Annotated in this window: 21 protein-coding genes and 1 pseudogene; 5 read left to right on the plus strand and 17 right to left on the minus strand. The window is 67.1% G+C overall.

The genetic code is table 11. From position 1 onward, the window contains the following. Positions 1-8: 8 nt before the first annotated feature. The 14 genes from ACFQZZ_RS06740 to ACFQZZ_RS06805 form a co-directional block, all read right to left on the minus strand. Complete coding sequence (locus ACFQZZ_RS06740) at positions 9-2,396, minus strand: hypothetical protein (RefSeq protein WP_378675477.1); 2,388 nt, start codon at positions 2,394-2,396, stop codon at positions 9-11. A 7-nt stretch (positions 2,397-2,403) separates the two neighbouring features. Then, positions 2,404-3,894 carry an SCO6880 family protein gene (locus tag ACFQZZ_RS06745; RefSeq protein ID WP_378676437.1) on the minus strand — a complete coding sequence of 497 codons (1,491 nt, stop codon included), beginning with the start codon at positions 3,892-3,894 and terminating at the stop codon, positions 2,404-2,406. Positions 3,895-3,896: 2 nt separating this feature from the next. Further along, positions 3,897-5,366: a hypothetical protein gene (locus tag ACFQZZ_RS06750; protein WP_378675478.1), complete on the minus strand. Its 1,470-nt coding sequence runs from the start codon at positions 5,364-5,366 to the stop codon at positions 3,897-3,899. After that, positions 5,360-6,220, minus strand: coding sequence for a hypothetical protein (locus tag ACFQZZ_RS06755; protein ID WP_378675481.1), 861 nt, complete (start codon positions 6,218-6,220; stop codon positions 5,360-5,362). The genes ACFQZZ_RS06750 and ACFQZZ_RS06755 overlap by 7 nt, the downstream gene beginning before the upstream one ends. Next, a complete protein-coding gene (locus ACFQZZ_RS06760) occupies positions 6,214-7,029 on the minus strand; it encodes a hypothetical protein (RefSeq protein ID WP_378675484.1) in 816 nt (271 codons plus the stop codon). Before ACFQZZ_RS06760 ends, ACFQZZ_RS06755 begins: the two co-directional genes overlap by 7 nt. A gap of 73 nt (positions 7,030-7,102) precedes the next feature. Further along, positions 7,103-7,747, minus strand: coding sequence for a hypothetical protein (locus ACFQZZ_RS06765; protein ID WP_378675487.1), 645 nt, complete (start codon positions 7,745-7,747; stop codon positions 7,103-7,105). After that, on the minus strand, positions 7,744-8,019 hold the full coding sequence (locus ACFQZZ_RS06770) for a hypothetical protein (protein WP_328403197.1): 276 nt from the start codon (positions 8,017-8,019) through the stop codon (positions 7,744-7,746). Before ACFQZZ_RS06770 ends, ACFQZZ_RS06765 begins: the two co-directional genes overlap by 4 nt. Before the next feature lie 8 nt (positions 8,020-8,027). Further along, on the minus strand, positions 8,028-8,324 hold the full coding sequence (locus ACFQZZ_RS06775) for a hypothetical protein (protein ID WP_014351788.1): 297 nt from the start codon (positions 8,322-8,324) through the stop codon (positions 8,028-8,030). A gap of 59 nt (positions 8,325-8,383) precedes the next feature. Beyond that, positions 8,384-9,025: a DUF6668 family protein gene (locus ACFQZZ_RS06780; RefSeq protein ID WP_378675490.1), complete on the minus strand. Its 642-nt coding sequence runs from the start codon at positions 9,023-9,025 to the stop codon at positions 8,384-8,386. After that, positions 9,022-9,906: a MinD/ParA family protein gene (locus ACFQZZ_RS06785; protein ID WP_378675492.1), complete on the minus strand. Its 885-nt coding sequence runs from the start codon at positions 9,904-9,906 to the stop codon at positions 9,022-9,024. The genes ACFQZZ_RS06780 and ACFQZZ_RS06785 overlap by 4 nt, the downstream gene beginning before the upstream one ends. Before the next feature lie 17 nt (positions 9,907-9,923). Continuing rightward, positions 9,924-10,919 (minus strand): hypothetical protein, encoded by a 996-nt coding sequence (locus ACFQZZ_RS06790; protein WP_378675495.1) that lies wholly within the window; start codon positions 10,917-10,919, stop codon positions 9,924-9,926. A 54-nt stretch (positions 10,920-10,973) separates the two neighbouring features. Continuing rightward, complete coding sequence (locus tag ACFQZZ_RS06795) at positions 10,974-12,608, minus strand: cutinase family protein (RefSeq protein ID WP_378675497.1); 1,635 nt, start codon at positions 12,606-12,608, stop codon at positions 10,974-10,976. Positions 12,609-12,959: 351 nt separating this feature from the next. Further along, on the minus strand, positions 12,960-15,245 hold the full coding sequence (locus ACFQZZ_RS06800) for a RelA/SpoT family protein (protein WP_378676439.1): 2,286 nt from the start codon (positions 15,243-15,245) through the stop codon (positions 12,960-12,962). A 544-nt stretch (positions 15,246-15,789) separates the two neighbouring features. Next, positions 15,790-16,800 carry an alkaline phosphatase family protein gene (locus ACFQZZ_RS06805; RefSeq protein ID WP_378675499.1) on the minus strand — a complete coding sequence of 337 codons (1,011 nt, stop codon included), beginning with the start codon at positions 16,798-16,800 and terminating at the stop codon, positions 15,790-15,792. 215 nt (positions 16,801-17,015) lie between these two features. Here ACFQZZ_RS06805 and ACFQZZ_RS06810 point away from each other — a divergent pair, with 215 nt between their 5' ends. Continuing rightward, on the plus strand, positions 17,016-17,756 hold the full coding sequence (locus ACFQZZ_RS06810) for a metallophosphoesterase (protein ID WP_378675502.1): 741 nt from the start codon (positions 17,016-17,018) through the stop codon (positions 17,754-17,756). A 12-nt stretch (positions 17,757-17,768) separates the two neighbouring features. After that, positions 17,769-17,916 (plus strand): annotated as a pseudogene (locus ACFQZZ_RS06815) (hypothetical protein); the annotation flags it as partial. 206 nt (positions 17,917-18,122) lie between these two features. On the opposite strand, the gene ACFQZZ_RS06820 reads toward ACFQZZ_RS06815, so the two are convergent. The 3 genes from ACFQZZ_RS06820 to ACFQZZ_RS06830 form a co-directional block, all read right to left on the minus strand. Beyond that, positions 18,123-18,749 (minus strand): NUDIX hydrolase, encoded by a 627-nt coding sequence (locus ACFQZZ_RS06820; RefSeq protein ID WP_378675504.1) that lies wholly within the window; start codon positions 18,747-18,749, stop codon positions 18,123-18,125. Positions 18,750-18,842: 93 nt separating this feature from the next. Then, entirely contained in the window at positions 18,843-20,141 is a 1,299-nt protein-coding gene (locus ACFQZZ_RS06825) for an adenylosuccinate synthetase (protein WP_378675506.1), read from the minus strand. Between the two features lie 312 nt (positions 20,142-20,453). Next, on the minus strand, positions 20,454-21,401 hold the full coding sequence (locus ACFQZZ_RS06830) for a hypothetical protein (protein WP_378676442.1): 948 nt from the start codon (positions 21,399-21,401) through the stop codon (positions 20,454-20,456). A gap of 390 nt (positions 21,402-21,791) precedes the next feature. Between ACFQZZ_RS06830 and ACFQZZ_RS06835 the strand changes: the two genes are divergently transcribed. From ACFQZZ_RS06835 to ACFQZZ_RS06845, 3 genes are all read left to right on the plus strand, one after another. Then, a complete protein-coding gene (locus tag ACFQZZ_RS06835) occupies positions 21,792-23,186 on the plus strand; it encodes a helix-turn-helix domain-containing protein (RefSeq protein WP_378675509.1) in 1,395 nt (464 codons plus the stop codon). A 157-nt stretch (positions 23,187-23,343) separates the two neighbouring features. Further along, on the plus strand, positions 23,344-24,204 hold the full coding sequence (locus ACFQZZ_RS06840; RefSeq protein WP_378675512.1) for an isocitrate lyase/phosphoenolpyruvate mutase family protein: 861 nt from the start codon (positions 23,344-23,346) through the stop codon (positions 24,202-24,204). A 103-nt stretch (positions 24,205-24,307) separates the two neighbouring features. Next, positions 24,308-25,537: an MFS transporter gene (locus ACFQZZ_RS06845; RefSeq protein WP_378675515.1), complete on the plus strand. Its 1,230-nt coding sequence runs from the start codon at positions 24,308-24,310 to the stop codon at positions 25,535-25,537. Positions 25,538-25,588 lie beyond the last annotated feature (51 nt).

The following is a 25,588-nucleotide window of genomic DNA, read 5'->3' on the forward strand; positions in this document are numbered from 1 at the left end:
ATCCACTCTCATGCGGCACTCCCGCTCGGCGAATTAGAGCCACGCGCAGTGGATTCGGTGAACTCACTGAACCGCTGATTAGTGTCGTGGATTCCACTTTCCTTCTCCGAGAGGGTGAATTCCATATGGAATGGGATGCCGGGCCGCCGATCCTCACCGATCTTCAAGAGGAACTTGCCGGTGCCCGGCGGTGACGGCCGTTGCTGGCCGGGCTTGAGTGCCTCGCCCGTCAGCGCTTGCGGCGCGGACCATCCGGTCACCATCTCCTCCTCGGCGGATGTGAACGGAATGGTGCTGTCCAGTCGCTTGATCTCCTCGCCGGGCAGCGCGCCGAAAATCTTCGCGCGCGCCCGCTCCAGAAAACCGAGGGCCTTGGCAATCGCCGCTTCCGATCCGAGTGCTTGCAGGTCCTTGATGGTGTGGCTGATCATGATCAGCGCGGTGCCGATGCCGCGCTGCAGGCGGGTGAGCTCGTCGACCCGATCGATCATGAAGTCGCCGAGGCCGAGCACCTGCCATAGCTCGTCCATCACCACCTGGAAGTAGCGCTGCGAGCCGAGTTCGGCGTCGGCGAGCACGTGCGCGGCCTCCACCGAGGCGAATCCGTCGGCCCAGCAGGCCAGCATCACGGCCGCCTTGAGCTTCTTGTCGCCGGTGGGGATGTGCGAGACGTCGATACAGACCGCGACGGCGCTGGTGTCGATCGGCACCGTGGTCTGGCCGTTGAAGATCGCGCCGAACGGACCCTGGGTGAGCGCGCGCAGCGAGCGGCGCAGACCCTTGATCGCCACCTGGTATTCCTCCGGGTTGTCGGCGCCCGCGTCGAGCATCAATTCCTCACCGCCACCGACGATCACCTCCAGCAGGTGCTCCATGATGGGCGGCTGGTCCGGGGTGTAGCCGCTGCCCGGCCGGTACAGCACGCGCAGCGCGGTCGAGATCAGCGTCTCCTCGTAGTCGCGCACCCTGGCACCGCGCACCAGCTCGACCAGACCGGCGACCAGCGTAACCTGCCTGGCCCGCAGATCCTGGAGCACCTGTGTCTGCAACGCGGGCAGTTCGTCCAGCATCGGGACCACCGAGCCGAGCACGCCTGCGGCGAGCGGGTTGAGCTTGCCGTGTCCGTAACCGAGGTCGATCACCTGGCCGCCGACCAGTTCCACCATCTTGCGGTAGTCCGGTTTCACGTCGGCGAGGATGAGCGGGGTGATGCCCTGGGCGATGCCGCCGAGCACAATCCGGCGCACCAGCGACGACTTGCCGAAACCGTTGAGCCCCAACACGAAGAGGCTCGGTGCGGTGATGAAGCTGCCGCGCATGAACCAGTTCATCGGGTCGAAGCAGACCGGCGCGCCGGTGTGCAGGTGCGAACCGAGGGGGGTGCCGATCAGCGGCGCGCCCGCGCCGACCGACCATGGCCACAGGCCGGCGACCTGAGCGGTGGTAGCCCGGTACTCGACAGGCCGGCCGACCACGTTCATCCGGCCGCCACCCGGGCCCGCGTAGCCGCGATCGGTGAGTTGCGCAGTGCTGCGGTCGAATCCGTCCTCGAAGGTCTGTTCGGCGCGGGCGGCGTAATTGCGGCGGCGGATCTCGTCGGTACGCAGCCGGAAGGTCGCCCATGCCGCGCGTAGACCCGTCTGCTCGCGGCTGATCCCCTCCAGCCTGGTCCTGGTGACATCGTCGAGCAGCTGCGGACCGGACTGTTTGCGCTTGTCCGCCTTCAGCTTTGCCCGTTCCATCTGCGGCGTGCCCATCGCCCGGTCGGCGACCCGGTCGGCCTTGACCGGCCGCGGCACACCGCGCCCGTTGCGCGCACTGTTCCGCTCGCCCCGTACGCCACCGCGGTCCGCCCTGACACCGGTCCGCTCGGGCGGCACCGGCCGATTGCCGCGCACCGGACGTTCGCCCGCGCCGTCGCGCGGCGGCCGCGCGGTCCGGCCCTCGGCACGACTCGCGGAAGTGCGCTCGCCACGGCCGTTCTCGGCATGCGGCCGATCGGCGCGAGCACGGTCGGGATGTGACCGCTCGGGGCGGGCGCCGTCGGCGCGACCGGCGCCGGCCCGCGCGCGACGCTCGGCCGCCTCACGGGATGCTCGCCGTTCCCGATCGGCCATTTCCTCCAGGCCCGACCGATCGTCGCCAGTCACCCGCGACGCGTCCCGTGCGGGACGCCGAGGGCGGTCGGGCGTGTCCTCCAAGCCGTTGCGTTCACCGCCACGTGGCCGCGTGCCATCCGCATCGCGCGCTTGTGCGGCGTCCCCAGCTGGACGCTGCGGGGTGGCATCGACCGCGGGCCGGTGCGCCCAGTCGTGCTCCCCCTCCGGCTGCCGCGTGTCGCGGCGCGCCGGCACCCCGTCCCGTTCCCGTACGGGTGGCTCGTAGTCACGTGCCATGAATCGCTCACCCCGCCAGTGCTTTCGGAATTGTCGCGTGTTCCGGCAGGATCACACCACAGCCGAGCGAGGCCGCGAAGGCCGCCGACTGATAGCGGTAACAACGCCGGATCTTCAACCGCGCCTGCGTGGACAGGTCGCGCGTGATGGCTTCGATACGCGGCAGATCGCCGCGCAGGGGTTCGGTGATGGTCACCAACGCCCCGAAGCGGGTCACACCGTGACCCCGGGCTTGCTCCTCACGGGCCTGCTGGGTCGCGCCGACCCGCAGGGTCGCGGCCGCCGAGACGACCCCTCGTTCGCTCTGCTGAGCGACCAGTGCGTTCTTGAAATCGTCGTCCACGATCTCGGCGGCGTCAGCGGCCGAGTGCGGACGATAGACGATGGCGATGCGCTTGCGCGGCACTTCGGGATTCGGCGCGAGCAGCCGTTGCAGCACACGCTCGTCCACCGCGCCCTCGGGTGCGGCATCCATCTCCCAGGTGACCGAGCGGCCACCGTCGTGCACCAGGTGATCCCACTTCTCGTCGTGTGAGACCGGCCCGGCGTCGGCCCAATCCAGGCCGTGCCCTTCGGGTTCGCCCGCCGCGACCTCGAGGTCGGCCTGCGAGGCAGGGTCGTAGCTGCGTCGGATGAACGAGATGACCTCGTCGGCCGACATCGGCTGTGCGCGCACGCCTGCCTCGGCCAGCGCGGCACAGATACCCGGCAGCCTGCGTCCGATCTCGACCGCCTCTTCGGCGGGGTTCTTGCGGCGCTCGGCGGTGGTCGCCTTGAAGGTGATCGCCACCCGCGGCAGCAGTTGCACCCGCTCCTGCGGCAGCTCGGTGGCAAGCTCGTACATCACCTGCTGGGCCAGCTCCGGCGCATCGGGCCTCGTAATGGTGGAAACCTCGGTGAGCAAACGGTTTCCGGTCTCCGGCACGGTGTCGATCACGGGGACGACCGCGACGATGTCACTGGTCTGACCCACCGAGGCGAGGAAGGTGCCCCAGGCCGATACCCAGCGGTCGATGACCGGCTGGTCGACCGCCTCGTGGCCCTGCGGCCAGGCCCGCAGCACAACCGTGTACTGCGCGAACTGTGGTAGGTGGATCATGCCGAAGCTGTAACCGCCCGCATCGATGCCCTCGTATAGCTTCGAGGGCGCAAGCAGTCCTGGTAATCGGGTGACACCACCGGGAATTCGGGAGAACCGGCCGCCGCGGTACACGTGCTCGCCACGCTTACGCGAGCGCATCCAGTTGAACATCATTATTCCGTTCTCGTAGCCGGAGCGGCCCCCCGTCCGCCACACCAGTGGAACCATCACGACAACACCGGCGCCGCCCACGATCAGACCCCATTTGAACCCGCCGACCATGGCGCAGATCAGGGCCGTGATCACAACGACGAAGCCGAGCACGGTCTCCTCCCAGCGCAGACCGAAAAGGCCTGCGCTGCGAGGTTTCTGCCACAATCCGTATGCGCGGCGCTCGTAAGTATCGCTCGTCGTCATCGTCATCGCGGAATGGTGCTCCTCCCGAGGTCGGGTGAACGATTGGCCCAGCGATCGCCTGCCACGTCACCCATTGCTTGATCGGCTCCGGTCAGCGGGGCCGTCATGGCGCGCGCCGCACCGACCCGGCCCGCCGCTCTGGCCGCACCGGACGGTACTCCCGCCGCGCCCGCGGGCCCGGAGGCGCGCGGTGCGCCGCCCGGGGCACCACCGCCACCGCCACCGCCACCGCGTGGCGGCGCCGGACGCGGACCGCCGCCACCGCCACGAGTGGGCGGCGGACTTCCCGCACCACCGACGTAACCCGCCGAGCCGGGAGCCGCCGCGCTCTTGACCGCGACGGCCTTGGTGCCCATGGCGCCGAGGCCCGCGACGGCAAGCAACGTACCGCCGGTCGCGGTGAGACCGGAACCGCCGCTACCGACGACCGCGATCGCGGGCGTGACCAGACGCATCAGTGCGGGCAGCACGAACGCGACGCTACACAGCAGCACGATGGCTACCAGCATCCGTTGCGCCTGTTCACCTTCCGGAAGTCCGGAGGTGTCGGTCAGCGAGTCCACATGGCCCGCGGTGGTGAACGCGATCATGTAGACGATAGCCGCGACCGGTTTCCACAGCATGAACGCGATGATCCAACCGACCAGCTTCTGATAAGACGTCTTGCCGACATTCATCCCGGAAGCCGCTGCGGCCAAGGGCAATACGCCCGCCGCAATGATCAGCAGACCCTGCCTGACTATCGCGAGGATGATCTGCGCGAGCGCGCCGAGCAACCCGACGATCGCGATGATCAGTACCAGACCCGGCGAAAACGCCTGCAGCTTACTGGTCTTCACCATCAGCTCGGCCAGGTCCTTGGCATTGCCGTTGGTCGAGTCGTTGATGATCCACTCGGAGAACTTGTCCGAGGCCTGGGTGCCGGCGACGATGACGGCGCCGAGCATCCACGAGCTGAACACCACTCGGGCGAACATCCGGAATGATTCGGCCGCCTCGTTCATCGCTGCGCCACGTCTGGCCTCGGCCAGTCTTGCGCCGGACAGGATCACCGAGGCTATCAAGAGCAGTATCTGCGCCTGATAGGTGTAATCGTTGATCTTGGTGAACAGCGAACCCCCATCGCTGGCCACCTCGTTGGGCACCTTCATCCAGAACGTCAACGCCAGAATGATGGCCTCGCCGAGGCCCTTCATCAGCGAATCGACGACCTTGCCGAAGGTCGAATCCCAGGCCTTGTCCTTGACCGCGGTGGCCGCGCTGCCGGGATGCGAGGCGGCATTGCCCGCCTTGCACGCAGCCGACGCGGCATCACCGAGCGAGATCCCGGGCAGGCCGACGTTGTCGAGCGTGTCGTGCAGTTCGTTGCACGTCTCGTCGAAACCGTAGGAGGTCTGGCCGTAGGCCACGGTCGGCGTCGCGATCATCACCGTGAAGATGACCGCGAAAATTGTGACGATTCGCCTCACCATTGTGTCCACCCCTCGATGCTTCGCAGGGAATCGATCTGGACTTGCTGTTCGCCGCTCACCGCGGTGAGCTTCCAATCTCCGTCTCGCCACACGACTGCCAGACGCATGCCCACCCATGTTGGTTGGCCATCAACTGTTTCTCGGGCCTTTCTCGCAAACTGAATGAGCGCGGTATCTTCCGTATAGCTTTCGATTCGGAACGCATCCGAAGCGAACAGCAGCGGTCTCAACTTCTCGGGTAGCCGATCCGAGACTTTTCCTTCGGCGACCAGCCGGTCGTAGTCCGCCAGATAGTGCGGCGTCACCTGAACGAGGCGCACCAGCATGTCTCGATCGCGCGGGTTCGCGTTGGTACGCCAGTAGATCTGTTCGGCCGCCAGCGCGGCGCCCTGCGGTGTATGGGCGAATCCGACGGCGGCCCTGCCTTCGATGCGGGTGGGACCGTCGGATGTCGAGAACCGCACCACAGGTCCGCCGAACACTCGCTGCCACACGGCTTCTCCCTTCGCGGGGTGCGGCGCGGCCGTCAACCAGCCGGGTGTGCCCTGCTGCTGTTGACCGGCCGGATTCTGTTCCAGCGCAACACCTGCCGGGTTGCTCGGAACGTCGACGCGGCGGCCGAACACGTCGACCTCCGGTGTGCCGAATCCTGCGGAGCCGTTCGGTTCCGCGGCGGGAGCACCCTCCGACGTCGTCCCCGTCTTCGACACCTGGTCACCCTCGGCGGCGTTGTTGCGCACCGCTCCCACGGTCACCGCGACCGCGATCAGCACTGCGAGCACCGCATCCAGACCGGCCAATGCCAACGGCGAACGCGTGCGCTGCGGCCCGGATCCGGGCCCGATGGTCACCATTTCGTCCACCCCGACAGTGATTCGATGTATTCGGTCTGCGCGCTGCTGGAGGTGGCGGGTTTGAGCCGCCAGTCCCCCGCGTCCCACACCATCACCAGTCGCAGTGCCGCCCACAGTTGCTTGCCGTCGACTACGGGCCCGCGCGAGGCGAGCCGAATGATGGCCAGGTCGTCGGCGTAGTTCTCCACCTTGAACGCATCCGAGGCGACGAAGTACCGAGTCACCTTCTCCGGCTGCTGTTCCGGCAGCCGGTCCTGTGACAATGCCTTGTCGTAGGCGGCGATCTGCTGGGCCGAGACGCGCACCTGCCGGACGTACAGGTCGCGGTCGGCGGGTCTGGCGTTGAGCCGGTAGGTGATCTGCGCGGCGGCCAGCACCGAACCCTGCGGGGTGTGCGAGTAGCCGACAGCGAGGCCGTCTTCGATGCGGGTGGGACCGTCGGAGGTCGAGAACGGCACCGAGGCGCCGTACACCCGCTGCCAGCCGTGCGGTGCGGCCGTTCCGGTCGGCGCGGCGGTCAGCCAATCCGGGTCCGTCGACTTGCGCTGATCGCTCGGTTCCTGCGCAAGTGGTTGTCCGGCAGGGTTGTTCGGAACATCGACCCGCCTGCCGAAGATATCGACCTCGGGATCGGCGAACCCGGCCGCGCCGGAACCCGCGGCGGCGGCGGGCCCAACGGCGCCCGAACCCGAATCGTCGCGGCCGAGATACACGACAAGGCCGACGATCACGATGAGTGCGAGCACCGCTGCGGACGCGACGGCACCGAAGGAGACGCGATCGCGCGCGTACGGCTCCTTCTCGGTCACGACTCCGCCTCGCTGACGCTCGGCTCCGTCATGCCCGAGGGCCGCTGCGGCATGGCTAGCTCGCTGCGCTCCCTCATGTAGGTGCCTCCAATTTCACGATGTCAGTGGGCATTGCGTCGACCGCCTCGATAGGGCGCGCGGTCGATTCCGGGTCGGGCAGTCGTAATCTCCAGTCGTTGCCGAACCACTCCACGCTGGTGTGGTTCACCGCTCTCGAGTTGTCCGAATATTCGGTGTAGACGTCTACGCCAGACCTCTGGTCGGTGTATTCGGTGATCTTGTAGCCGAGCAGCCGCGGTGCGTATTCGGCCGACGCGGGCCCGGTGATCGAAAGCTGCACCCGGTTGACCGACCACTCGTCTCTGGCTGGGCCCGGAACAACCTCCAGGGCAACCACTTTCGACCACTGGTTGTCCGCGGCTACCGACAATCGCACCGTGTGGATGATCGCGGCGAGCGCCGCACCGGGTGGTGAATGCTCGAAACCCGTTGCGGCGCCATCGGCTTCCTTCTTCGGACCTTGGTCCGCGTGCGGCAATGCCACACCCTGGAACGGCTGCCACCGCACGTGTGTCGGCGCTGCGGCCAGATTCGGGCCGGGATCGCCGTCGCCACCGCAACCGACCGCCGCCATCAGCAGCGCGACACCGACCGCGCCCGCGGCGGGCCCGCGGGCGCCCCGCCGCAGCCCGGTACCGGTCATGGTTCGCTCGCTCACGTCGGCAGGAACGCCAGCGCGATCCCGGACGCGGTGCTCGCCACCGATGCGCCGAGCAGGCTCATCAATACCCCGTGCGAGGCATCGTTCATCGCCAGATCGCTGCGGAAAGCGATCCACAACCGGCCCGCGGACACGATCATCCAGGCGAGGCACACCAGCAGCACAAACCAGAGCAGCCAATTCAACAGGTGCATCAGTGGTTGCAGTACCTCGGCAGGCATCTGCTTGTACGCGAGGACCTCGCCTGCCGACATTCGCACGGTAGACATCGCCGACATCAGGTGCCGATGACGGCGTTCATGATGGTGCCGGCACTGGTGGCGACGACGCCGCCGATCATGGCTCCCGCGACCATCTTCGGCGACTCGAGCCCACCACCGGTCCACTTCTCCCATGCGAACTTGCCGCCCGCGTAGGTGATGCCGCAGATGCCGGACAGCAGGACGAACCAGGTGAGGTACCGAACCAGCTGCAGGATTTTCTCCGAGCCGGGAGGCGCCTCCGGTGTCGGGTTACCGACTTGAGCGAGGACAGTGCCGTACGTGTCCTGCACGGCGAGGAGGATCGTGCTCATCGGGTGCCTTTCTCGAAAAGTGTGCTGTCAACGGTCCGGTACGGCGCTGAATATGAACATTATTCTGGCCCTTCGTCGAAAGATGAAGCGGCATCCAGGTTTTCGCGCACTGCGGCGACGATGTCGGTGCCGAGATCCCGGACCTCGAGCGGAACTTCCTCGAGCGGGTCGATCTTTCGCTTCTTCTGCGGGAGCGCGTCACCGGGCGCCCACACCGGCAGCTTCTCCGGCTCGACGAGCGTCCACTCCTCGTACCACGGCACCTGCCACACCTGGCCCGCCAGCGAACCGACCACCTCACGGTAGCGCCGGATCTCGGCGGGCAACCGGCCCGGCCTGGCCGCCACCGTGATGAGTCCGAGCACCTCGGCGGCACCGGCAAACCCCGAATGATGTTGGCGCAGTAAGTCGTGGGCGCGAGTCAGTCCGGCGATGGTCTCTCTGGCCACCAGGACGACAAAGGGAGATTCGCGGTCGAAGACGCCGGGCCAGCGGCGGCCCGAATCCGCCGCGGGCGCAAGCACATGCGCGAGGGTACTGGCTCCCGCACCACCGTGCACACCCAGCAACCACACCAGCGGCGCTCTGCCGATACCCGGCACCGGACGGTCCCAGATCAGCGCGCGACGCGACTCCGGTGGGGCGACCACTCCGGCTTGCGCGGCCACGGGTTGACGATGAAGTTTCATAGCGGCGGTCATGATGCCACCCCGGCCAGCAGGCTCGCATACGCCCGGCGCGTCTCCGCGGCCAACGACGCGTGCTGGACGAGTTCACCACGGGCCAGGTGCGGGTCGTACGGGATCTCCCTGATGTCACGGACCCACCCGGACAGATGCGAACGCAAATGGTCGGCAACCCGGGCCTCACCGCCCGGCTGCTGGTGCGAGACAACGATCGTCGTGTCACCGACTATGCCGCTGCCCTGCCCCTCCGCCGCGTCGCCGAACTGGTCATCGAGCCATTCCAGCGTCACCCGCAGTCTGTTGGCCGCGTCGGCGCGCGCCGGAATGGCAAGCACCAGAGCAACATCCGAATCATCGAGCAGCGGCCGCAGCTGACGTCCGGCAATCGGGCTGCCACCGTCGTAGACACCGGTGAACCCGGCGTCGTAAATCGCCCGCGCCACAGTCAGATAGGTGGCCCTGCGACGCAGCGGTGCGGCATCACGCCACAGCAGGCCGATCCCGGAGCTCCCCTGCGACATGCACTCCTTCAACGGCGCCGGTTCGTCATTGCCGCGGCCGTACAACCACGACTGCAGGCTGATCGGGTACAGGTGCTCGTCGGCGCCGCGCAGCGCCAGATCGCTGCCTGCCGCCGTCGCGTCCACCGCCACCGTCGGGTTACCCGCCGAGGCCAGCTCGCCCGCGATCCCGAGCACCGTCGTGGTGGTTCCCGCGCCGCCGCAGCCGCCGACAACCAGAATCGGACGCTGCGTCGGTTCCGCGGCCACCGCACCGCTCTCCGCACGCTTGCCGCGCCGTAACCGCACTACCGGAGCCCTCGTGCGCGCAGGGCGACCCGCCGATTCGCCCTCTTCGGGCGCCTCGTCGAGCCAGCGGCTCCAGTCCTCTCCCATCGCCTCAGCTCTCTCTTTTATCCGGCCGCGATACCCGTGATGAGGGTCTGGCCGCCGACCACCGCTGTGGTGACCATCTGCTGGTTGTACGTGGCAGGCACACCACCGGGCCGATACTCGGTGATCTCCACCGAGTATCGGTTGTCGGTGATCGTCACGATGCGCACGCAGTGCCTGGTGCCCACCGGAATGGAGTCGATACCGCGCTGGATCACCGGGGCGGGCGACACGGTGGCCTCCGGCGCGACCACTTCCCTGGCCCGCTCACCGGAGCGTTCCACGTAGTAGCCGTACTGGAACGACAGCACCGCGTCCGGCCCCGAGCTGGTGCCGCCGGATTCGGCGCTGCGCACAACGTGATCGGCACGTTCGGTGGGGCACGCGGTGGACTCGCTCGCACCGGTGCCCGGTTGGGGCCTCGTCGCATAGTTGGGCTTGGCACCCACATCGGCCTGAGCGCTGCCCGCGGCGAAGTGCATCGGCGACGGAGCGGGTCCGGCCGCGCGGCGGTCGCCGGAGGAGCGCAACAGGAACACCACGCCCGCCGCGGTCACACCGAGCAGTACCACGGCAACGACCAGCACCACGATCACCCTGGCGCGGCGCGAGGACGGGTGAGCGCGCGCCTCCTGACGCAGTGCGCGAGAGGACGACACGGCGGCGCGCTCCTCGCGGTCATCGCCGAATTCGTCTTCGGGCCAGGGGAAACGCACGACGCCACTGTCACGCGGCGGTGCGTAGTCGTCATCCGGTCCCGGTGCGCGGCCCGCCACCCAGTCCGACCAGCCGCCGGTGAATTCGCTACGGCCCGACGGGAGATCGGTCGGTACGTCCGCGCGAGCGCGGACCTCGTCGGGATCGTCGTCGAGAATGTAGTGCGGATATCGGGCGGGCCCGTCGTCGTCGCCGAGCGCGGACGCACCCCCCTCGTCTGCATAGGCCGGGGTGGCCGAACCCGTCTCCGGCTCCAGCGGGCCGTACCAGCGCGATAGCTGTTTGTACGACTTCAACATTCCCCCCTTCCCGCGGAGCGAGCCACATGGCGCATCGTCAGACCCTCTCGGCGATCAGTTCGTGGAGAACGGGTAGGTGTTGGCGGTGCCGGGTCGATCGGCGGGCGGTATCGAAGTCTCGCCTCCGGATGAGGCGCCATCGGCTCCCGTCCCAAACGGAAATTGTCCCGTACCGGACGAATTCGGCACAGGCGACGCGCCGGAGCTTTCGCCGAAGAATCCGGTCGGCGGCCTGTCGCTGCCACCCTGCGGCGTGTCGCCACTGCCGAACTTGCCCGCGACGTCGCGCGCCACCGCGGCGAACCAATCGGCAACGAACTGGGTCGGCGCCGCACCGTTGGCGGACACTGCCGCGGTGCCGTACCCGGTGTGGCGCTGGACGGTGTCCCAGTAGCGCGTCCACGTGGTGATGTCGAGCAGTTCGCTGTTGTCGGTGATGTTTTGTACAACCGCGTCGAATGCCTGGGTGACAAGGCGAACGCCGGTGGTCGGCGGAATCAATTGTGGAATGGCACCGAGCAGCCTCGTCCCAAGCAACAACAGTCCGGCCACCGGATCCGCCAGCCCCGCGGTGGCGAGCTGCCCGATGGACGCCGGGTTGATGATGGCCTTGACCACGGTGACGACCGAGTTCAATCCGATCATGCCGACCTTCAGCAGGCCTTGGATCGCGGCGGGGATGTCCAGCGGGGTGCGCGGATCGGCGGCGTCGGCCAGCCGCTGGGAGATCGACTTCTTCGGCGAGAGTGACAGATTGGCGATCGAATTGCCCTGGATGTCCTCGCCTGCGACCTTGGTCACCGTCTTGATAGAGGTGAACGCCAGCGCCTGCGAGATCGACACCAGCGAGGCGATCGGGTCGCCGCCGCTGAGTTCGACCTGGCCGACGACATTGGCGACGGCCTTCAGGATCGGCGCACCCTGCGGTGCGTCGCACGCAAGGTCACCTGCCATACAGAAGCTCGCAACGCGACCGGTCAGCGCGCCGAAATTCGCCGCCTTGTCCCGCTCCGGACCGATACCGCCGCCCGCCGCGGGCGCCTGCGGCAATGCGGCGAGCGAGGCCAACTGATCGCCCGCGGTGCCAGGCGCCGCATCGGGCGCCGCCTTGCCGGGCGCGCCGGGAAACAGTGGCGCGCCGGGATTGCGCGTCGGATCGCCGAACAGCGCTACCGCCGCGACCTTCTCGGCGGGCAGCTCGCCACGTCCCTGGCCGATCTCCTGCGCGAACATCGATGCGACATGTGCGCCTTGGGAATACCCGACCACCGCGAACCTGGTGTTCGCGCACCGATCGGCAACGGTCTTGGCCATGCTCCGCAGCCGGGTCAGGCCGCCGGAGACGGACTCCGAATACGGCACCGCGCCACCGGCGGTCACGCCACCGAATCCGGCTTCGTACGGTACGTAAGCCCGATCGACCAGTCCGGGATCGGATGCCTTCGCCAGCATCGGCCGGAAGACCGTCGACAGCATCCCCGTGTCGGTGGTGGGCGCCGCGTCGGGCGAGGACTCCCCCGTGCCCTGAATTCCCAACGCGTACAGCGCGGGACAGCTATCGATCGGTACGTTTGTTGAGGGGCCTGCGGGATTCGACGGCGCCGCGGCCGAGGTGCCGGTGGTAGCGGTCACCACAGCAACGGAGAACGCGACCAGCATCCCCGAGATTCGAGCCGTGTACCTTGTCATAGCGATCCGCAATCAATCCGTGTTGCCGCAGTTATCCTCAACGCCATGAAACGCACTAAACCGTAACAGAATCCGGCAAACATCGCTGAGCCCGCGGAAAGTTTCCGGGAACCGCCGGACGACCCAGCACGCGCCCTGGCGTGGCGTGCCGGACCGGCCGACAACTTTCCGATCATGGTCACCCGAAGGCAATCGCCCGGCGACCTCCGGCAACTCGAATCATCAACCTGGACTTCACATTCCGGCGAACGCAGCAGCCCCGCGAACATTCATGCCCGAAAAATAGCCAGGCCACCGGTCGAACCCGGTGACCTGGAGCGATGTTCAGCTTGCTTGACGACCGTCGGCCACTCAGGTGGCCGAGGTGACGCGGTAGACGTCGTACACGCCTTCCACATTGCGCACCACGTTGAGCAGGTGACCCAGGTGCTTCGGATCGCCCATCTCGAAGGTGAACTTGCTGATCGCGACCCGATCGCCGTGCGTGGCCACCGAGGCCGACAGGATGTTCACCTTTTCATCGGCGAGCACCTTCGTCACGTCCGACAGCAGGCGGGTGCGATCGAGCGCCTCGATCTGGATGGCCACCAGGAACACCGACGACGGCGACGGCGCCCATTCCACGTCGATGATGCGCTCGGCCTGCTCGCGCAGCGAACCGGCATTGGTGCAGTCGGTGCGGTGCACACTGACCGCGCCACCGCGCGTCACGAAGCCCATGATCTCGTCGCCGGGCACCGGGGTGCAGCACTTGGCCAGCTTGGCCACCGTGCCAGGAGCGCCGGGGATCAGCACACCCGCATCGCCGGTGACACGTTGCCGGCTGGGTGTGGTCGATGGGGTGGAACGCTCCGCGAGCTCGTTCTCCACGTCACCGATGCCACCGAGCTGCGCCATCAGGCGTTGCACGACATGATGCGCGGACACCTGGTGCTCGCCGACGGCGGTGTAGAGCATCGAGATGTCGGTGTAGTGCAGTTCGTGCGCGACCGCGGTCATCGCGTCCACGCTCATCAACCGCTGCAGCGGCAGCCCGACCCTGCGAACTTCCTTACCGATCTGCTCCTTGCCACTCTCCAGCGCCTCCTCGCGGCGTTCCTTCGCGAACCACTGCCGAATCTTGGCCTTGGCGCGCGGGGACACCACGAAGTTCTGCCAGTCGCGGCTCGGTCCGGCGTTCTGCGCCTTCGAGGTGAACACCTCGACAACCTCGCCGTTCTCCAGCTGGCGTTCCAGCGCGACGAGCCTGCCGTTCACGCGGGCACCGATGCACTTGTGCCCGACCTCGGTGTGCACCGCGTACGCGAAATCGACCGGGGTCGACTTCTGCGGCAGCGTGATCACATCACCCTTCGGGGTGAACACGAAGATCTCCGGCGACTTCAGGTCGAAGCGCAGTGACTCCAGGAACTCGGCCGGGTCGGCCGCCTCCCGCTGCCAGTCGAGCAGCTGGCGCATCCACGCCATGTCGTCGACCTCGGTGGAGTCGTTGGAGTGCTTGCCGCGGGTCTCCTTGTAGCGCCAGTGCGCCGCGATGCCGAACTCGGCGGTGCGGTGCATGTCCTGAGTGCGGATCTGCACTTCGAGTGGCTTGCCGTCCGGTCCGACGACAGTGGTGTGCAGCGACTGGTAGACGCCGTAGCGCGGCTGGGCGATGTAGTCCTTGAACCGACCCGCCATCGGCTGCCACAACGAGTGCACCACACCGACCGCGGCGTAGCAGTCACGGACCTCGTCGCACAGGATGCGGATGCCGACCAGGTCATGGATGTCGTCGAAATCCTTACCTTTGACGATCATCTTCTGGTAGATCGACCAGTAGTGCTTGGGCCTGCCCTCGACGATCGCGTTGATCCGGGAGGCAGCCAGGGTGTTGACGATCTCCGCGCGCACCCGTGCCAGGTAGGTGTCGCGCGAGGGCGCCCGGTCGGCGACCAAACGCACGATTTCGTCGTACTTCTTCGGGTGCAGGATCGCGAACGCGAGGTCCTCCAGCTCCCACTTGACCGTGGCCATACCGAGGCGATGCGCCAGCGGCGCGATCACCTCGAGGGTTTCCTTGGCCTTCTTCGCCTGCTTCTCCGGCGGCAGGAAACGCATGGTGCGCATGTTGTGCAGCCGGTCGGCCACCTTGATCACCAGCACGCGCGGGTCCCGCGCCATGGCGATGATCATCTTGCGGATCGTCTCGGCCTCCGCCGCGGCGCCGAGATTGACCTTGTCCAGCTTGGTGACGCCATCCACCAGATGCGCGACCTCGGGACCGAAATCCGTGGTCAGCTGCTCGAGCGAGTACCCGGTGTCCTCCACGGTGTCGTGCAGCAGCGCCGCGACCAACGTGGTGGTGTCCATGCCGAGCTCGGCCAGAATATTGGCCACCGCGAGCGGATGGGTGATGTACGGGTCGCCGGACTTGCGGAACTGATGTGCGTGCCGTTCGTCGGCAACATCGAACGCGCGCTGCAGCAGCGTGAGATTCGCCTTCGGATACAGCTCCCGATGCACGCTGGCCAGCGGCTCCAGCACCGGCTTCACCGCCGCGATCCCGCGCTGGCCGGTCATCCGCCGCGCCAACCGCGCCCGCACCCGCCGCGACGCCGAAGTGGGCACCGCCGCCGACGTTCCCGGCTGCCGCATCGGAGCCGAATTACCGGCCGCAGGCTGCGCAGCAGGAGTGGCAGGCGTTGCCTTTCCTCCTGGGGTGGCCGCGGCACCATTCGTTGGCGAGGCCGCCGCCAATTGCTCGACATTCGCCTCGCCTAGATGCTGAGTCATGCCACCACCTCTCCACGCCGCGATCGGACCACCCTATCCGACGCCGCAACCGCCCCCATCAACTCTAGTCCCGCCCCGACTTCTCTGTCCGACCAGCGATTCCCAGGGACAACATAGGTGTCACCTGCGAGGAGCGAACCTCCGATTCCATTGAATACCTTTGCTCGCACAAAATCATCTGTGTGACCAGTGAGGAATTCGGACGGTACCCACGCTGGAACCGCGCTGATGCGGGGCGCACTATCCGACTGCTACAACTGCTCGACCGTCCCGAATAGTTCCCGGTGGGTGGGGAGCGTCGTTGCAGTCGGAGCCGGCGGCCGCCGGCGCTCGATCGACCGATGGCCTCGCAGGCGGACGCGCGTCAGTGGAGCCAGTGGGCGATTTCGGCGCCGGTCGCGGAATGCTAGCGGACCCCTTGCGACGTGACTACGTCGATAACCCCGGCATCGGCGTGGGGCCGGGTGCGCATGGAGTGGCCGTCGGAGGCGGGGTCGGGTGGAGCGCCGAGCAGGTCGAGCACGGTGGGAGTGATGTCGACCAGCGAGTAGCGGGTGCTGGTCGCGCCCGCGGGGAAGTCGGGGCCGCGCGCGATCACGAAATTCGTTGTCTCGTCGGGTGATTGGCCACCGTGACCGCCCTCGGGCAGATGACCGTGGTCGGCGGTTACCAGGATCGTCCAACTCTCGCCCGGATTCGCCCGTGCGCGAGCGTCGACGGCGGCGGCGATTCGGCCGACGAGAACGTCGATTCGCGTCACGGCATTGAGGTATTCCTCGGATGCGCCGCCGTGGCTGTGACCTGCACGATCGACCTGATCGAGGTGAGTGAAGAGGAAATCGGGCGCGAAACGGGTGATGGCGGTGACGACTGCGTTGGTGGTGACGACGTCGATCGTGGACTCGTCGGAGTCATTCGGGATCGGCTGAGTGGAAACGACCACGTCGGCGTGCGGGTCGCCACTCCCGGCCATCGTGGCAATCTGGTCCCAGGTGGCGATGGAGTGAGTTTTCAAGGCGGGGTTGGCGCGCGCGAGTTGCGTGAACACAGTCGGATACTTCGCAAACGGCGTGGCGTCGAACTGGTTGTTCCGGATGCCGTGCTTGTTATCCCACACACCGGTCAACACCGTGGCCCACGAGGGGCCGGAGATCGTGATGTGCGGTGCGATGGACGTGCGCCCGAGCATCCCTTCAGCGCTGAGCTGCAACAGATTCGGCGCCTGCACCCGCTGAATCTTCGAGTACATCAGCCCGTCCAGCCCGATCAGCACAACTTTGCGCACGCGAGCATCAGCGCGCGCGATACCGACCGCCCCACCGACGGGCAGCGCCGCAGCGGCCGCAACAGCAACAGCACCCAACAGCAACCGTCGACGGCTCGAGACTCCGCTGGTCCGCTCGCTGCGTTCCCTCATAATTCGAACCATGCGGCGCGGACGGGCACTCCGGAAGCCAGTCGCGCGACTGTTCATGGACGTTTCATCGGTCGCGCCACCGCACGTTGCCTCGCTGAACGGCCACTGAACATTCAATAGTGGGAAGCTATTCCAGCTGTTCGCAGCGGTTAACCTGCGCGACCGTTGCGAGATACCGATTGACACCCAGCCGGTCATGTGGCTGGCTGACGGACATGCAGTCAAGCGAGAACCGCAGCATCCGAGTCGCTGCCGTCGCAGATCTGCACATGCGCGACTCGGTGGTCGGAGCGTTCCGTCCTGCCTTCACCGACCTGGCCGCACACGCCGACGTGCTGCTGCTGGCGGGCGACCTCACCGAAGGCGGCACGCTGCGCGAGGCCGATCTGCTCTGCGCCGAAATCGCCGCGCTCCCAGTGCCGGTCGTCGCGGTACTCGGCAACCACGACCACGACCACAAGCAGGGCTACCGAATCGCCGCCATGCTCACCGCCCTTGGCGTCCACCTGCTCGACGGCGACGCCATCACCCTCGACGTAGCCGGCACCCAGCTCGGTATCGCGGGAGTAATGGGCGGCAGCGGCGGCTTTCCCCGCTACCCCGGCACCCCTGACGAAGGCACCATCGAACACCGCGCCCGGATGCGTCGCGGCCCCCTCGACGCCCTCCGCCTCCACCAGGCACTGGACACACTCACCTGCGAAACCCGAATCGCCCTCATGCATTTCGCCCCCGTGACCGACACCCTGGTCGGTGAGCCGCGCAAGATCTACCCCGGCCTCGGCTGCCACAACCTGGCCGAAGCAGTCGACGCGGGCCGCGCCACCCTGGCCATCCACGGCCACGCCCACGGCGGCACCGAATTCGGCCGCACCGCGGGCGGAGTCCCGGTCCGCAACGTCTCCTACCCCGTCATCGGTCGCAGCTACGCCGTATACAAAGTCGCGCCGGCCTAGGCGGACAATTTCCGCATCCTCGCCGCATACGGCGGCGTCTTCGTCGCGGGATCCCTCGCCTGGGGCATGGTCGTCGACAAATTCCACCCCCGACCGCTGGGACTACCTCGGCGCCACCATCTGCCTGGTCGGCGTAGCCATCATCATGTACACCCCCCGCAGCTGGCTCCGTCCACCAACTCACTCCCCGCCATCCGATACCACCAGAGCGCAAACCTTTCCGCGTCCTTGCGGCTTTGTGCAGTGCGGATTCTCGCGGACCGCACACTACTGTGGTGAGTTTATGCATAGATGCGCATATCCATGTATCGATATGCAATCGGCCGACCGCAAACGCCCTTCCGGGGTGCGCTCGTGCGGTGGTATCTATTCTCCGGCGGTGAAGGCCCAGACGGCGGCGGGGCGGCCGGTGGCTTTGACGCGGCGGCGTTCGGTGGTGCGTTCGAGGCCCGGAATGGCAGCCAGGGTGCGGTTCAGGTTTGCCGGGTCCGGGCGGGCGCCTTGCAGGGCGGTGCTGAGTTCGACGGCCCTGGTGGCGGGGAACTCGTCGCCGGTGAGCGCGCGTGTGAAAGATATGTCCTTCCACAGCAGGCGGGCGAGCAGGCCCTGTGCGGCATCGACGATTCGATTGTGGTCGAATGCCAACTGCGGCACGGCGTCGAACGACACCCACTCCGCCGGGCCCTCGTGCGGGCCGACCACCGCCCACATCGCAATGGACAAGGTCGGGCCGCGCGGGTCGCGATTCGGCTCATCGAAGGTGACCAACTGTCCGACCGCCCCGATCGCGGCCTCCGGCACCCCCAACTTGGCATGCACCGCCCGCCGCGCAGCACCGGCCAACCGCTCCCCCCGCCCCAACAAAACCCCGGGCAACGCCATCTCCCCGGTAAACGGCTCGAGCTCCCGCGGCGCGACACCGATCGTGACCCCCGCGTCCGCCCCCCAAAACCGCAACGCCACCACATCCACCGAAACAACAGATTGCTCCACGCCGACCCATCCTGCCCCAATCCCCCTCACCAGCCCTGCGGGGAGGGCCCCACCGACGAACGGGACACCAGCGCGGGCATTCTCGAGGCGGATTCACGCGGCCGACATTTGCCGCAGCCATGTCCCGCTCGCCCCTGGTTGCGGCATGGGCGCAGTGTTCAGCCGGGTGCGGTCGGTGCGCGCCGGGCCATGTGCGGTGAGAACGACGGGGGTGTCGAGTTGGTGTTCGAGCCAGGACACAGGGTCGGTGGGCATAGCTGTCAGTTGCGGGGTCACGGCGGCCAGCAGTTCGGTGAGGCGGTGCTGGCGGTCGAGGTCTTGCCATATCCCCGGCTCCAGGTTGGCGATGTTGCCGGTGGGGGTTGTGTATCCGGTTGCGGCATAGCGCGTTCCGGGCGCGTCCAGGTGGGTGACCGCGAGGCCATCGACGCCACCGGATACCGCGATGGCGTAGCGAAGCAGGATGGGATCGAAATGACCGAGGCGGAAGGGGCCTTGGTAGGGGCCGGTCGCGTTGTGCGACTCGGGGATCGCGAGGGTGCGATCCTCCGTCGGCAACGGGCCCGCCCCGTGGCGGGTCATGTAGGTGCGGGTCACGCCGAGCACGTAACCCTCGGCGCCGATGCCGGCGAGCATGGCACGGGCGTTGCGGGGTTCGACGGTCGACCAGGTGGTGTGCGGGTGGAAGCCGCGCCATTCGTCGAGCAGGATGCCCTGGGCGCCTTCGAAGATCAGGCGGCCCTGTCGCTCGAAACGGGCGAGCTGAGCGCCGTCGACGATCCGCACCGCGGCAGCGAACTCCCGGTACATGTCGACGAGGTCGCCGATCGGCTCGTATCGGTGCCGGCTCGGTGCGATCATCGGCGCGTAGTGCGCGGCCAGTGCATCGAGCTTGTCGCGAAGTACGCTGGGGCGCAAGCAGTCCGCCACCGTGGGCGCGCGATGATCGAGCGCGTACCAGGCTGTCTCTCCGATGCCACGCCCGCACGAACCGTGTCGCGAGGAACCCCTCGCGTCCTCGCGCGCACGATTGGCGGCAATGTGGATGGGAGTGGTGAGCAGCGCTCGCCCGTCCACGAACAGCAGCGAAAGCGGGTCAGGCACGCCGAGCGCCGCCAACTGCCGCGACTCCCCCGCCAGGGCGATCGGCTCGACGAGCATGTGCTGCGAAAGGACCGTCGGCACACCCGCGAACGTCCCCGACCCGAACTGTGCGAACGTGTGGTGCCGCCCGTCGGCAACCACATTGTGCGCCGCCTGCGCTCCACCGTTGAACCGCACGACCGCCGCCACATCCAACTCCGCCTCCGGCGAACACAACCAGTCCACCGTCGCCCCCTTGCCCGCATCACCGAACCCGAGATCGACCACAATGATGTGCGCCCGAGTCATGCTGCACCCCTTCATAATTCGTCCCATCATTCACCGAATCGGCGGCCGACACAGCCGCTGTCGACCGAGGTCCGGCCCAGCGCGGATCCCACACGCCAGCCACACCCACTGCCGTCGAGGACCTCGGTTGCCGAGGCCGACGGTCCGCATTCCTGCTACCGCAATTTGCCGCGACAGACCCAACCGCCAGGCATAGCGGCGGCCGCCGTGCAGGACCCGGATGGCGAGGCCGTTGGCGGCCAGCATTTTTCCAACCGCCGACGCGGTCTTGCGCGGCCGCGACCTGCCGCAACGCGGATCACACCAGTGAGCTCAACTGCGGCCGCTCGGCAAGGCCCGGATACCGGGGCGGTTGGTAGCCAGCGCTTTCCCGACGGAGTCCGCTTCGGCGGTCGAGCCGACGTCGCGCAGGTCGGCGAGACCGGCGGGTAGGTCGATGCGGTCTTCTTCCAGGCCGATCGTGAGTGCTATGAGTTCGCAGACGGCGCGGGGGTCGTCGAGCTTCAGGAAGTTCTGGCCGAGCAGGGCGCGCCAGTGGTCGGCGATTTCCGGGTCGTCGAAGTAGCTGGATTGGTTGGGCAGAATGTAGTAAATGTGCCAGCGTTCGGCGAGATCTCGATAGATGGATTCCACCGAAATGTCGCGCCGCACGTGGTCGCCGACGACTTCGCGGATGTGCCTGCTCGCCAGCTTCGGCTTGTTGAGCTCGTCGCCGATCAGGAACAGGTAGCCGCGCTTGCGCCGTTTCTCCCAGGCATCGGTCACGATGTGAGTAGCCATAAAATAGGCTGCCAGTTCATAGCTTTCGGATTTCTGTCCACCGCCGCCACCTTCCAGGAACACGGCGCGCAATTGCTCGTCCATCCGATTGTCCGACTCGAACTGTCCGACCTGCAGCGGCACTCGATCACTGTCCGCGTCACCGATGGCGCCGAACATAATCTGCGGGTCCTCCGCATACCCTTTGCGCTGCAATAGCCCGTGCAGCTTGCCGAGCTTGTCCTGCATGATGATCGGCACCTGTCCCATCGACCCGGTGACGTCGAACAACACCGCGATGGGCAGCGAATTCCCGTGCTCGGTCGAATCCCGGCATTCCCGCACGTCAACCCCCAGCGGATCGAGGTCAGGGTGTGCGCGCCACCTCGTTGACGGCTCGGCGCGCATCGTCGCGGTGTACCCGAAGTCGTCGAGCCCCCGGCTGGCACGGTAGGTCTTGGCCGCGCGATAGGCGGTGTCATCCCATTGTCCGTATCCCATGTCGATCACTTCCTCTCGTGAACGAGTTTTAGTGTATTCGACTAAAACAATTTCAGTCAAGAGCGCTTCCTACCTGGATGTCCGAAAAGCGTTAATGCCCAACAGCTCTAAGGCGATCCAGGCTTAGGCGGTGTGTAGCCTGTTGCACCCCACCTCGACTCCGGCCGTTCACCCGCCGGATGGAGCATCGCGGAACGGGAGAGTTCGAACACGAATGAACCGAAGTGCGGACTATCCCCGGAAGTGCGGTGATGACTGAGACGGGACCGTCCGCGCCGGGAATGTGGGTGCGGCGGCAGCATCATGGGGGGAGCCGACAAAGTTGTCGGCTGGCCACCTCGGCGTAAGAATACTTGCGCTACAACGCATTTCAGGAGGTGATAGGGACCGATGGGTAGACGAGAAAAGCCGATCGATACCCGATCCGGACCGGTCGGCGCCTTTGCGGGCGACCTCCGCAAGCTCCGTGCCGCAGCAGGAAATCCGTCCTATCGGCAGATGGCGAGTGCCGCGTTGTACTCCCCCTCGGTGCTATCGGACGCCGCGGGCGGCCACCGCTTGCCGACCCTCCCGGTCGCGCTGGCCTTCGCCCGCGCGTGCGGTGGCGATCCCCAGGAGTGGGAACAGCGCTGGCGCGAAGCCCGCGGCGGGGGCGCACCGACGGAACCGCTCACACCGATCGGTGTGGACGAGATGGCGGCGGCCGAGCCCGGACAACCGCGTCCCGCCCAGTTGCCGATCGGACCGCACGACTTCGTGGGACGCATGGCGGAATTCGACGGCGCCCGCGCCGCGATGGTGGGTATCGCCGACTCCCGCGTCCCGGTTATCGTGCGCGGACCGGTCGGGATCGGTAAGACGACATTCGCGCTGCGCTTCGCCCATCAGCTGACCGCGGAATTCCCCGACGGCCAACTCTTCGCCGATATGGCCACCCGGCGCGCCGACGATACCGCGCCGCTGGAAGTCATCACCGGCTTCCTGCACGCGCTCGGCGTACCGCCGGACCAGGTCCCCGACGACGACATGCATCGCATCGGCCTCTACCGGTCGATGCTCGCCGAACGCCGCGTCATCGTGTTGCTCGACAACGTCAAGGACGAACCACAGGTCAGACCGCTGCTGGCCCGCTCGCTCAACAGCCAGATCGTGGTGACGAGCCGCTCGCGGCTGCTCGGTCTCGACGGCGTCCGTCGCATCACCCTCGGTCCACTGTCTCGCGTCGAATCCATCGACCTGCTGCGCCTGCTGATCGGTAGCGACCGAGTACGCGCCGAGCACGCGGCGGGCTTGCGCATCGCCGAGTTCTGCGGTCACCTGCCGCTGGCACTCACCATCGCGGGGCGCAAGATCGCCGCACAACCGGGTCGCCGACTCTCGGAGATCGCCGGACGCCTCGCCGACGGCGTCAATGTGTCGAACTGGCTGCGCATCGGCGATATCAGCCTCGCGGACGTCGTTCTACCCGCCTACCTGGCACTGCCACCGCTGGCCAAGCATGTGCTGCACATGCTGGCAGGTGGCGCGGATGAGGTCACACCGACCACTTTGGCTCGCGCACTGCACATTTCGATCGAGTCCGCCGAGTACGCGATGGACAGCCTCATCGATGGCGGTCTGCTGCACCGCGTTTCGACGCCCGACCGCTATCTGATGTCGCCGTTGATCGGCCAGCTGGTCACCCAGGAGGCCGATCGGTTCGCCATCCGCCGCGATCAGGATCAGCTGCACACCGACCAGCTGCGCGCCGCAATCGGCTTCACAGAAGGCGGTTTCACGCATTGACCGGTTGTCCAGGGAGACCGGACACCGAGAGGTTGACCTGTGGCAACAGCGGCATTGTCGTTCGTTTGTCCGCAGTGCGCGTCCGCCTGGTCATCGAGCGGCTTTTCAGGGATACCTTCGTCGAGTTCGACCAGATCAGACGACCCGAGGAGCCGACGTGGCGGACGCTATCCCGAACACCGACGACAAGGCCGACATCCAGCGCACTCGCGCGACATCCTTGCGGAACCTGCACGCCGACGGCCTTTTCGTGCTGCCGAACGCGTGGGACGCGTTCAGCGCAGCCCTGATCGCCCAGGCGGGCGCGCCCGCGATCGCCACCACCAGTGCGGCCGTGGCCTGGTCGCTCGGCCACCCCGACGGCCAGCGGGTGAGCCGGGAAGAGGCGGTCGGCCAGGTGCGCAGGATCGTCGCCGCGGTCGACCTGCCGGTCACCGCGGACATCGAGGGCGGCTACGGGCCCGCGCCCGAAGACGTGGCCGCCACGGTCGAAGCGGTCGTGGCCGCGGGCGCGGTCGGGGTGAACCTCGAGGACTCCACCGCGCCCGGCGGCCCACTGTTCGACCGGGCCGCCCAGGCGGCCCGACTCCAGGCAGCCCGCGCGGCCACGGTTTCGGCCGGTCTGCCCGAGTTGGTCATCAACGCCCGCACCGATGTGTACCTGTTCGGCATCGGCGCGCCGGAAGACCGTTTCGACGACGTGCTCACCCGCGCCGCCGCCTATGCGGCCGCCGGGGCGGACAGCCTGTTCGTACCCGGCCTGCTCGACCTGGAAACGCTGAGCGACCTGGTGGGCAAGTCTCCGCTGCCGATCAATGTGATGACCGGCCCCGGCGCGCCGGGCATTTCGGAGTTCGCCGCGGTGGGCGTGCGACGGGTCAGCGTCGGTCCCGCACTCGCCCAGGCTGCCTACGCCCAAGCCAAGGCCGCCGCCGACGAACTCCTCGAGCACGGCACCTACACCGCTCTCGGCGCCGCGCTGGACTTCGGCGCCGTCGAGGCATTGTTCACGCACTAACGCGCGACGGACGTCGCAGCGAGCGCTCGGGCTGGTACATGTCCGGTCGTCGCACCATCCCGCGTCGCCCATACGCGGTCTCCGGCGAACAAGGATCATCTCGATGAACGCAACCCAGACAACTACTCGGACAGGCGTTTTCGCTGCCATAAGGGAAACACCACGCCCCGTCGTCGTTCTCCTCATCGGCGTGCTGATCAATCAGCTCGGCGCCTTCGTGCAAACCTTTCTGGTGCTCTACCTGACGCATCGAGAGTTCTCGATAGGTCAGGCCGGCCTGACCCTGACCGCCTACAGTGCGGGCGCCGTTTTCGGCACCATGCTCGGCGGTGAACTGACCCACCGGCTCGGCCCGCGTCCGACGATCATCACCGCGATGACCGGTTCGGCCGTGTTGTTGGCGCTCATCCCGCTGCTCAGCAAGCCCAGTCTGTTCGCCGCGCTGCTCGTGGTGGTCGCGCTGTCAGGTCTGGTTACGCAGTCCTACCGCCCGGCGGCGGCGGTCCTGCTGAGTGACCTGATGCCGGAAGAGCATCGGGTGATGGCATTTTCGATGATGCGCATCGCGCTGAACATGGGCGCTGCGCTGGCGCCGCTGGTGGCCGCCGCGGTCATTCTGATCGACTGGAACCTGCTGCTGTGGTTGGACGCGGGCACGGCGCTGGCCTACGCGGCACTCGCCTTGGTGCTGCTGCCGAATGTGGCCGCGCCCCGAGACGAAGACAAGGACGAGGACGAGAAAACGCCCGCACAGCACACCGGATACGGTGTGATCCTGCGCGATCGGCACTACCATCTATTCCTCGCTTCGGTACTGATCGGCTCGATCATCTACGTGCAGTACACCGTCGCACTGCCGCTGAACATCACCGCCGACGGCCATTCGACCGGGCTCTACAGCGCCGTACTCGTCACCGCATCGGTGGTGCTCATCCTGTGCGAGCTGAAGATCACCAGTTACGTGAAAAACCTGCGCCCCAACGTTGTCGGCGCGGTCGGTACCGCGATCATGGGACTCGGAGTGGCCGGGTACACGCTGGCCGGGCACGGGGCGGTACCGATCATCCTGTTCACGGTGTTGTTCGTGTTCGGCGTGATGATCAACGGACCGACCATGTTCGCCTACCCGTCCACCTTCCCCGCAGCGGTGAAAGCCCGCTACATCGGTACCCACCAGGCCACCTTCGGCCTCGGCATGGCACTGGGACCGACGCTCGGCGTGCTGGCCTGGGAGCAGTTGGGCAGCGGCATCTGGCCGCTGTGCGGCGCGCTCGGGTTGTTCGCCGCGTGGTGCGCGTACGCCGGTATCCGCGAGAACAAAGCGGCGGCGTGAGATCCGCGGAATCGGGCGGGCTCGGCTAGCCTCTAATCGGCGAGTATGTCG

Source organism: Nocardia sp. GCM10030253, from assembly GCF_042675075.1.
Lineage (GTDB): Bacteria > Actinomycetota > Actinomycetes > Mycobacteriales > Mycobacteriaceae > Nocardia.

Excerpts from the sequence above, each read along its gene's own strand:
- ACFQZZ_RS06775 (WP_014351788.1), bottom strand. The coding sequence starts at position 8,324 with ATGAGCACGATCCTCCTCGCCGTGCAGGACACGTACGGCACTGTCCTC.
- ACFQZZ_RS06780 (WP_378675490.1), bottom strand. The coding sequence starts at position 9,025 with ATGACCGCCGCTATGAAACTTCATCGTCAACCCGTGGCCGCGCAAGCC.
- ACFQZZ_RS06805 (WP_378675499.1), bottom strand. The coding sequence starts at position 16,800 with ATGAGGGAACGCAGCGAGCGGACCAGCGGAGTCTCGAGCCGTCGACGG.
- ACFQZZ_RS06740 (WP_378675477.1), bottom strand. The coding sequence starts at position 2,396 with ATGGCACGTGACTACGAGCCACCCGTACGGGAACGGGACGGGGTGCCG.
- ACFQZZ_RS06825 (WP_378675506.1), bottom strand. The coding sequence starts at position 20,141 with ATGACTCGGGCGCACATCATTGTGGTCGATCTCGGGTTCGGTGATGCG.
- ACFQZZ_RS06750 (WP_378675478.1), bottom strand. The coding sequence starts at position 5,366 with ATGGTGAGGCGAATCGTCACAATTTTCGCGGTCATCTTCACGGTGATG.
- ACFQZZ_RS06800 (WP_378676439.1), bottom strand. The coding sequence starts at position 15,245 with ATGCGGCAGCCGGGAACGTCGGCGGCGGTGCCCACTTCGGCGTCGCGG.
- ACFQZZ_RS06785 (WP_378675492.1), bottom strand. The coding sequence starts at position 9,906 with ATGGGAGAGGACTGGAGCCGCTGGCTCGACGAGGCGCCCGAAGAGGGC.
- ACFQZZ_RS06845 (WP_378675515.1), top strand. The coding sequence starts at position 24,308 with ATGAACGCAACCCAGACAACTACTCGGACAGGCGTTTTCGCTGCCATA.
- ACFQZZ_RS06835 (WP_378675509.1), top strand. The coding sequence starts at position 21,792 with ATGGGTAGACGAGAAAAGCCGATCGATACCCGATCCGGACCGGTCGGC.
- ACFQZZ_RS06790 (WP_378675495.1), bottom strand. The coding sequence starts at position 10,919 with ATGTTGAAGTCGTACAAACAGCTATCGCGCTGGTACGGCCCGCTGGAG.
- ACFQZZ_RS06830 (WP_378676442.1), bottom strand. The coding sequence starts at position 21,401 with ATGGGATACGGACAATGGGATGACACCGCCTATCGCGCGGCCAAGACC.
- ACFQZZ_RS06755 (WP_378675481.1), bottom strand. The coding sequence starts at position 6,220 with ATGGTGACCATCGGGCCCGGATCCGGGCCGCAGCGCACGCGTTCGCCG.
- ACFQZZ_RS06795 (WP_378675497.1), bottom strand. The coding sequence starts at position 12,608 with ATGACAAGGTACACGGCTCGAATCTCGGGGATGCTGGTCGCGTTCTCC.
- ACFQZZ_RS06745 (WP_378676437.1), bottom strand. The coding sequence starts at position 3,894 with ATGACGACGAGCGATACTTACGAGCGCCGCGCATACGGATTGTGGCAG.
- ACFQZZ_RS06770 (WP_328403197.1), bottom strand. The coding sequence starts at position 8,019 with ATGTCTACCGTGCGAATGTCGGCAGGCGAGGTCCTCGCGTACAAGCAG.
- ACFQZZ_RS06810 (WP_378675502.1), top strand. The coding sequence starts at position 17,016 with ATGCAGTCAAGCGAGAACCGCAGCATCCGAGTCGCTGCCGTCGCAGAT.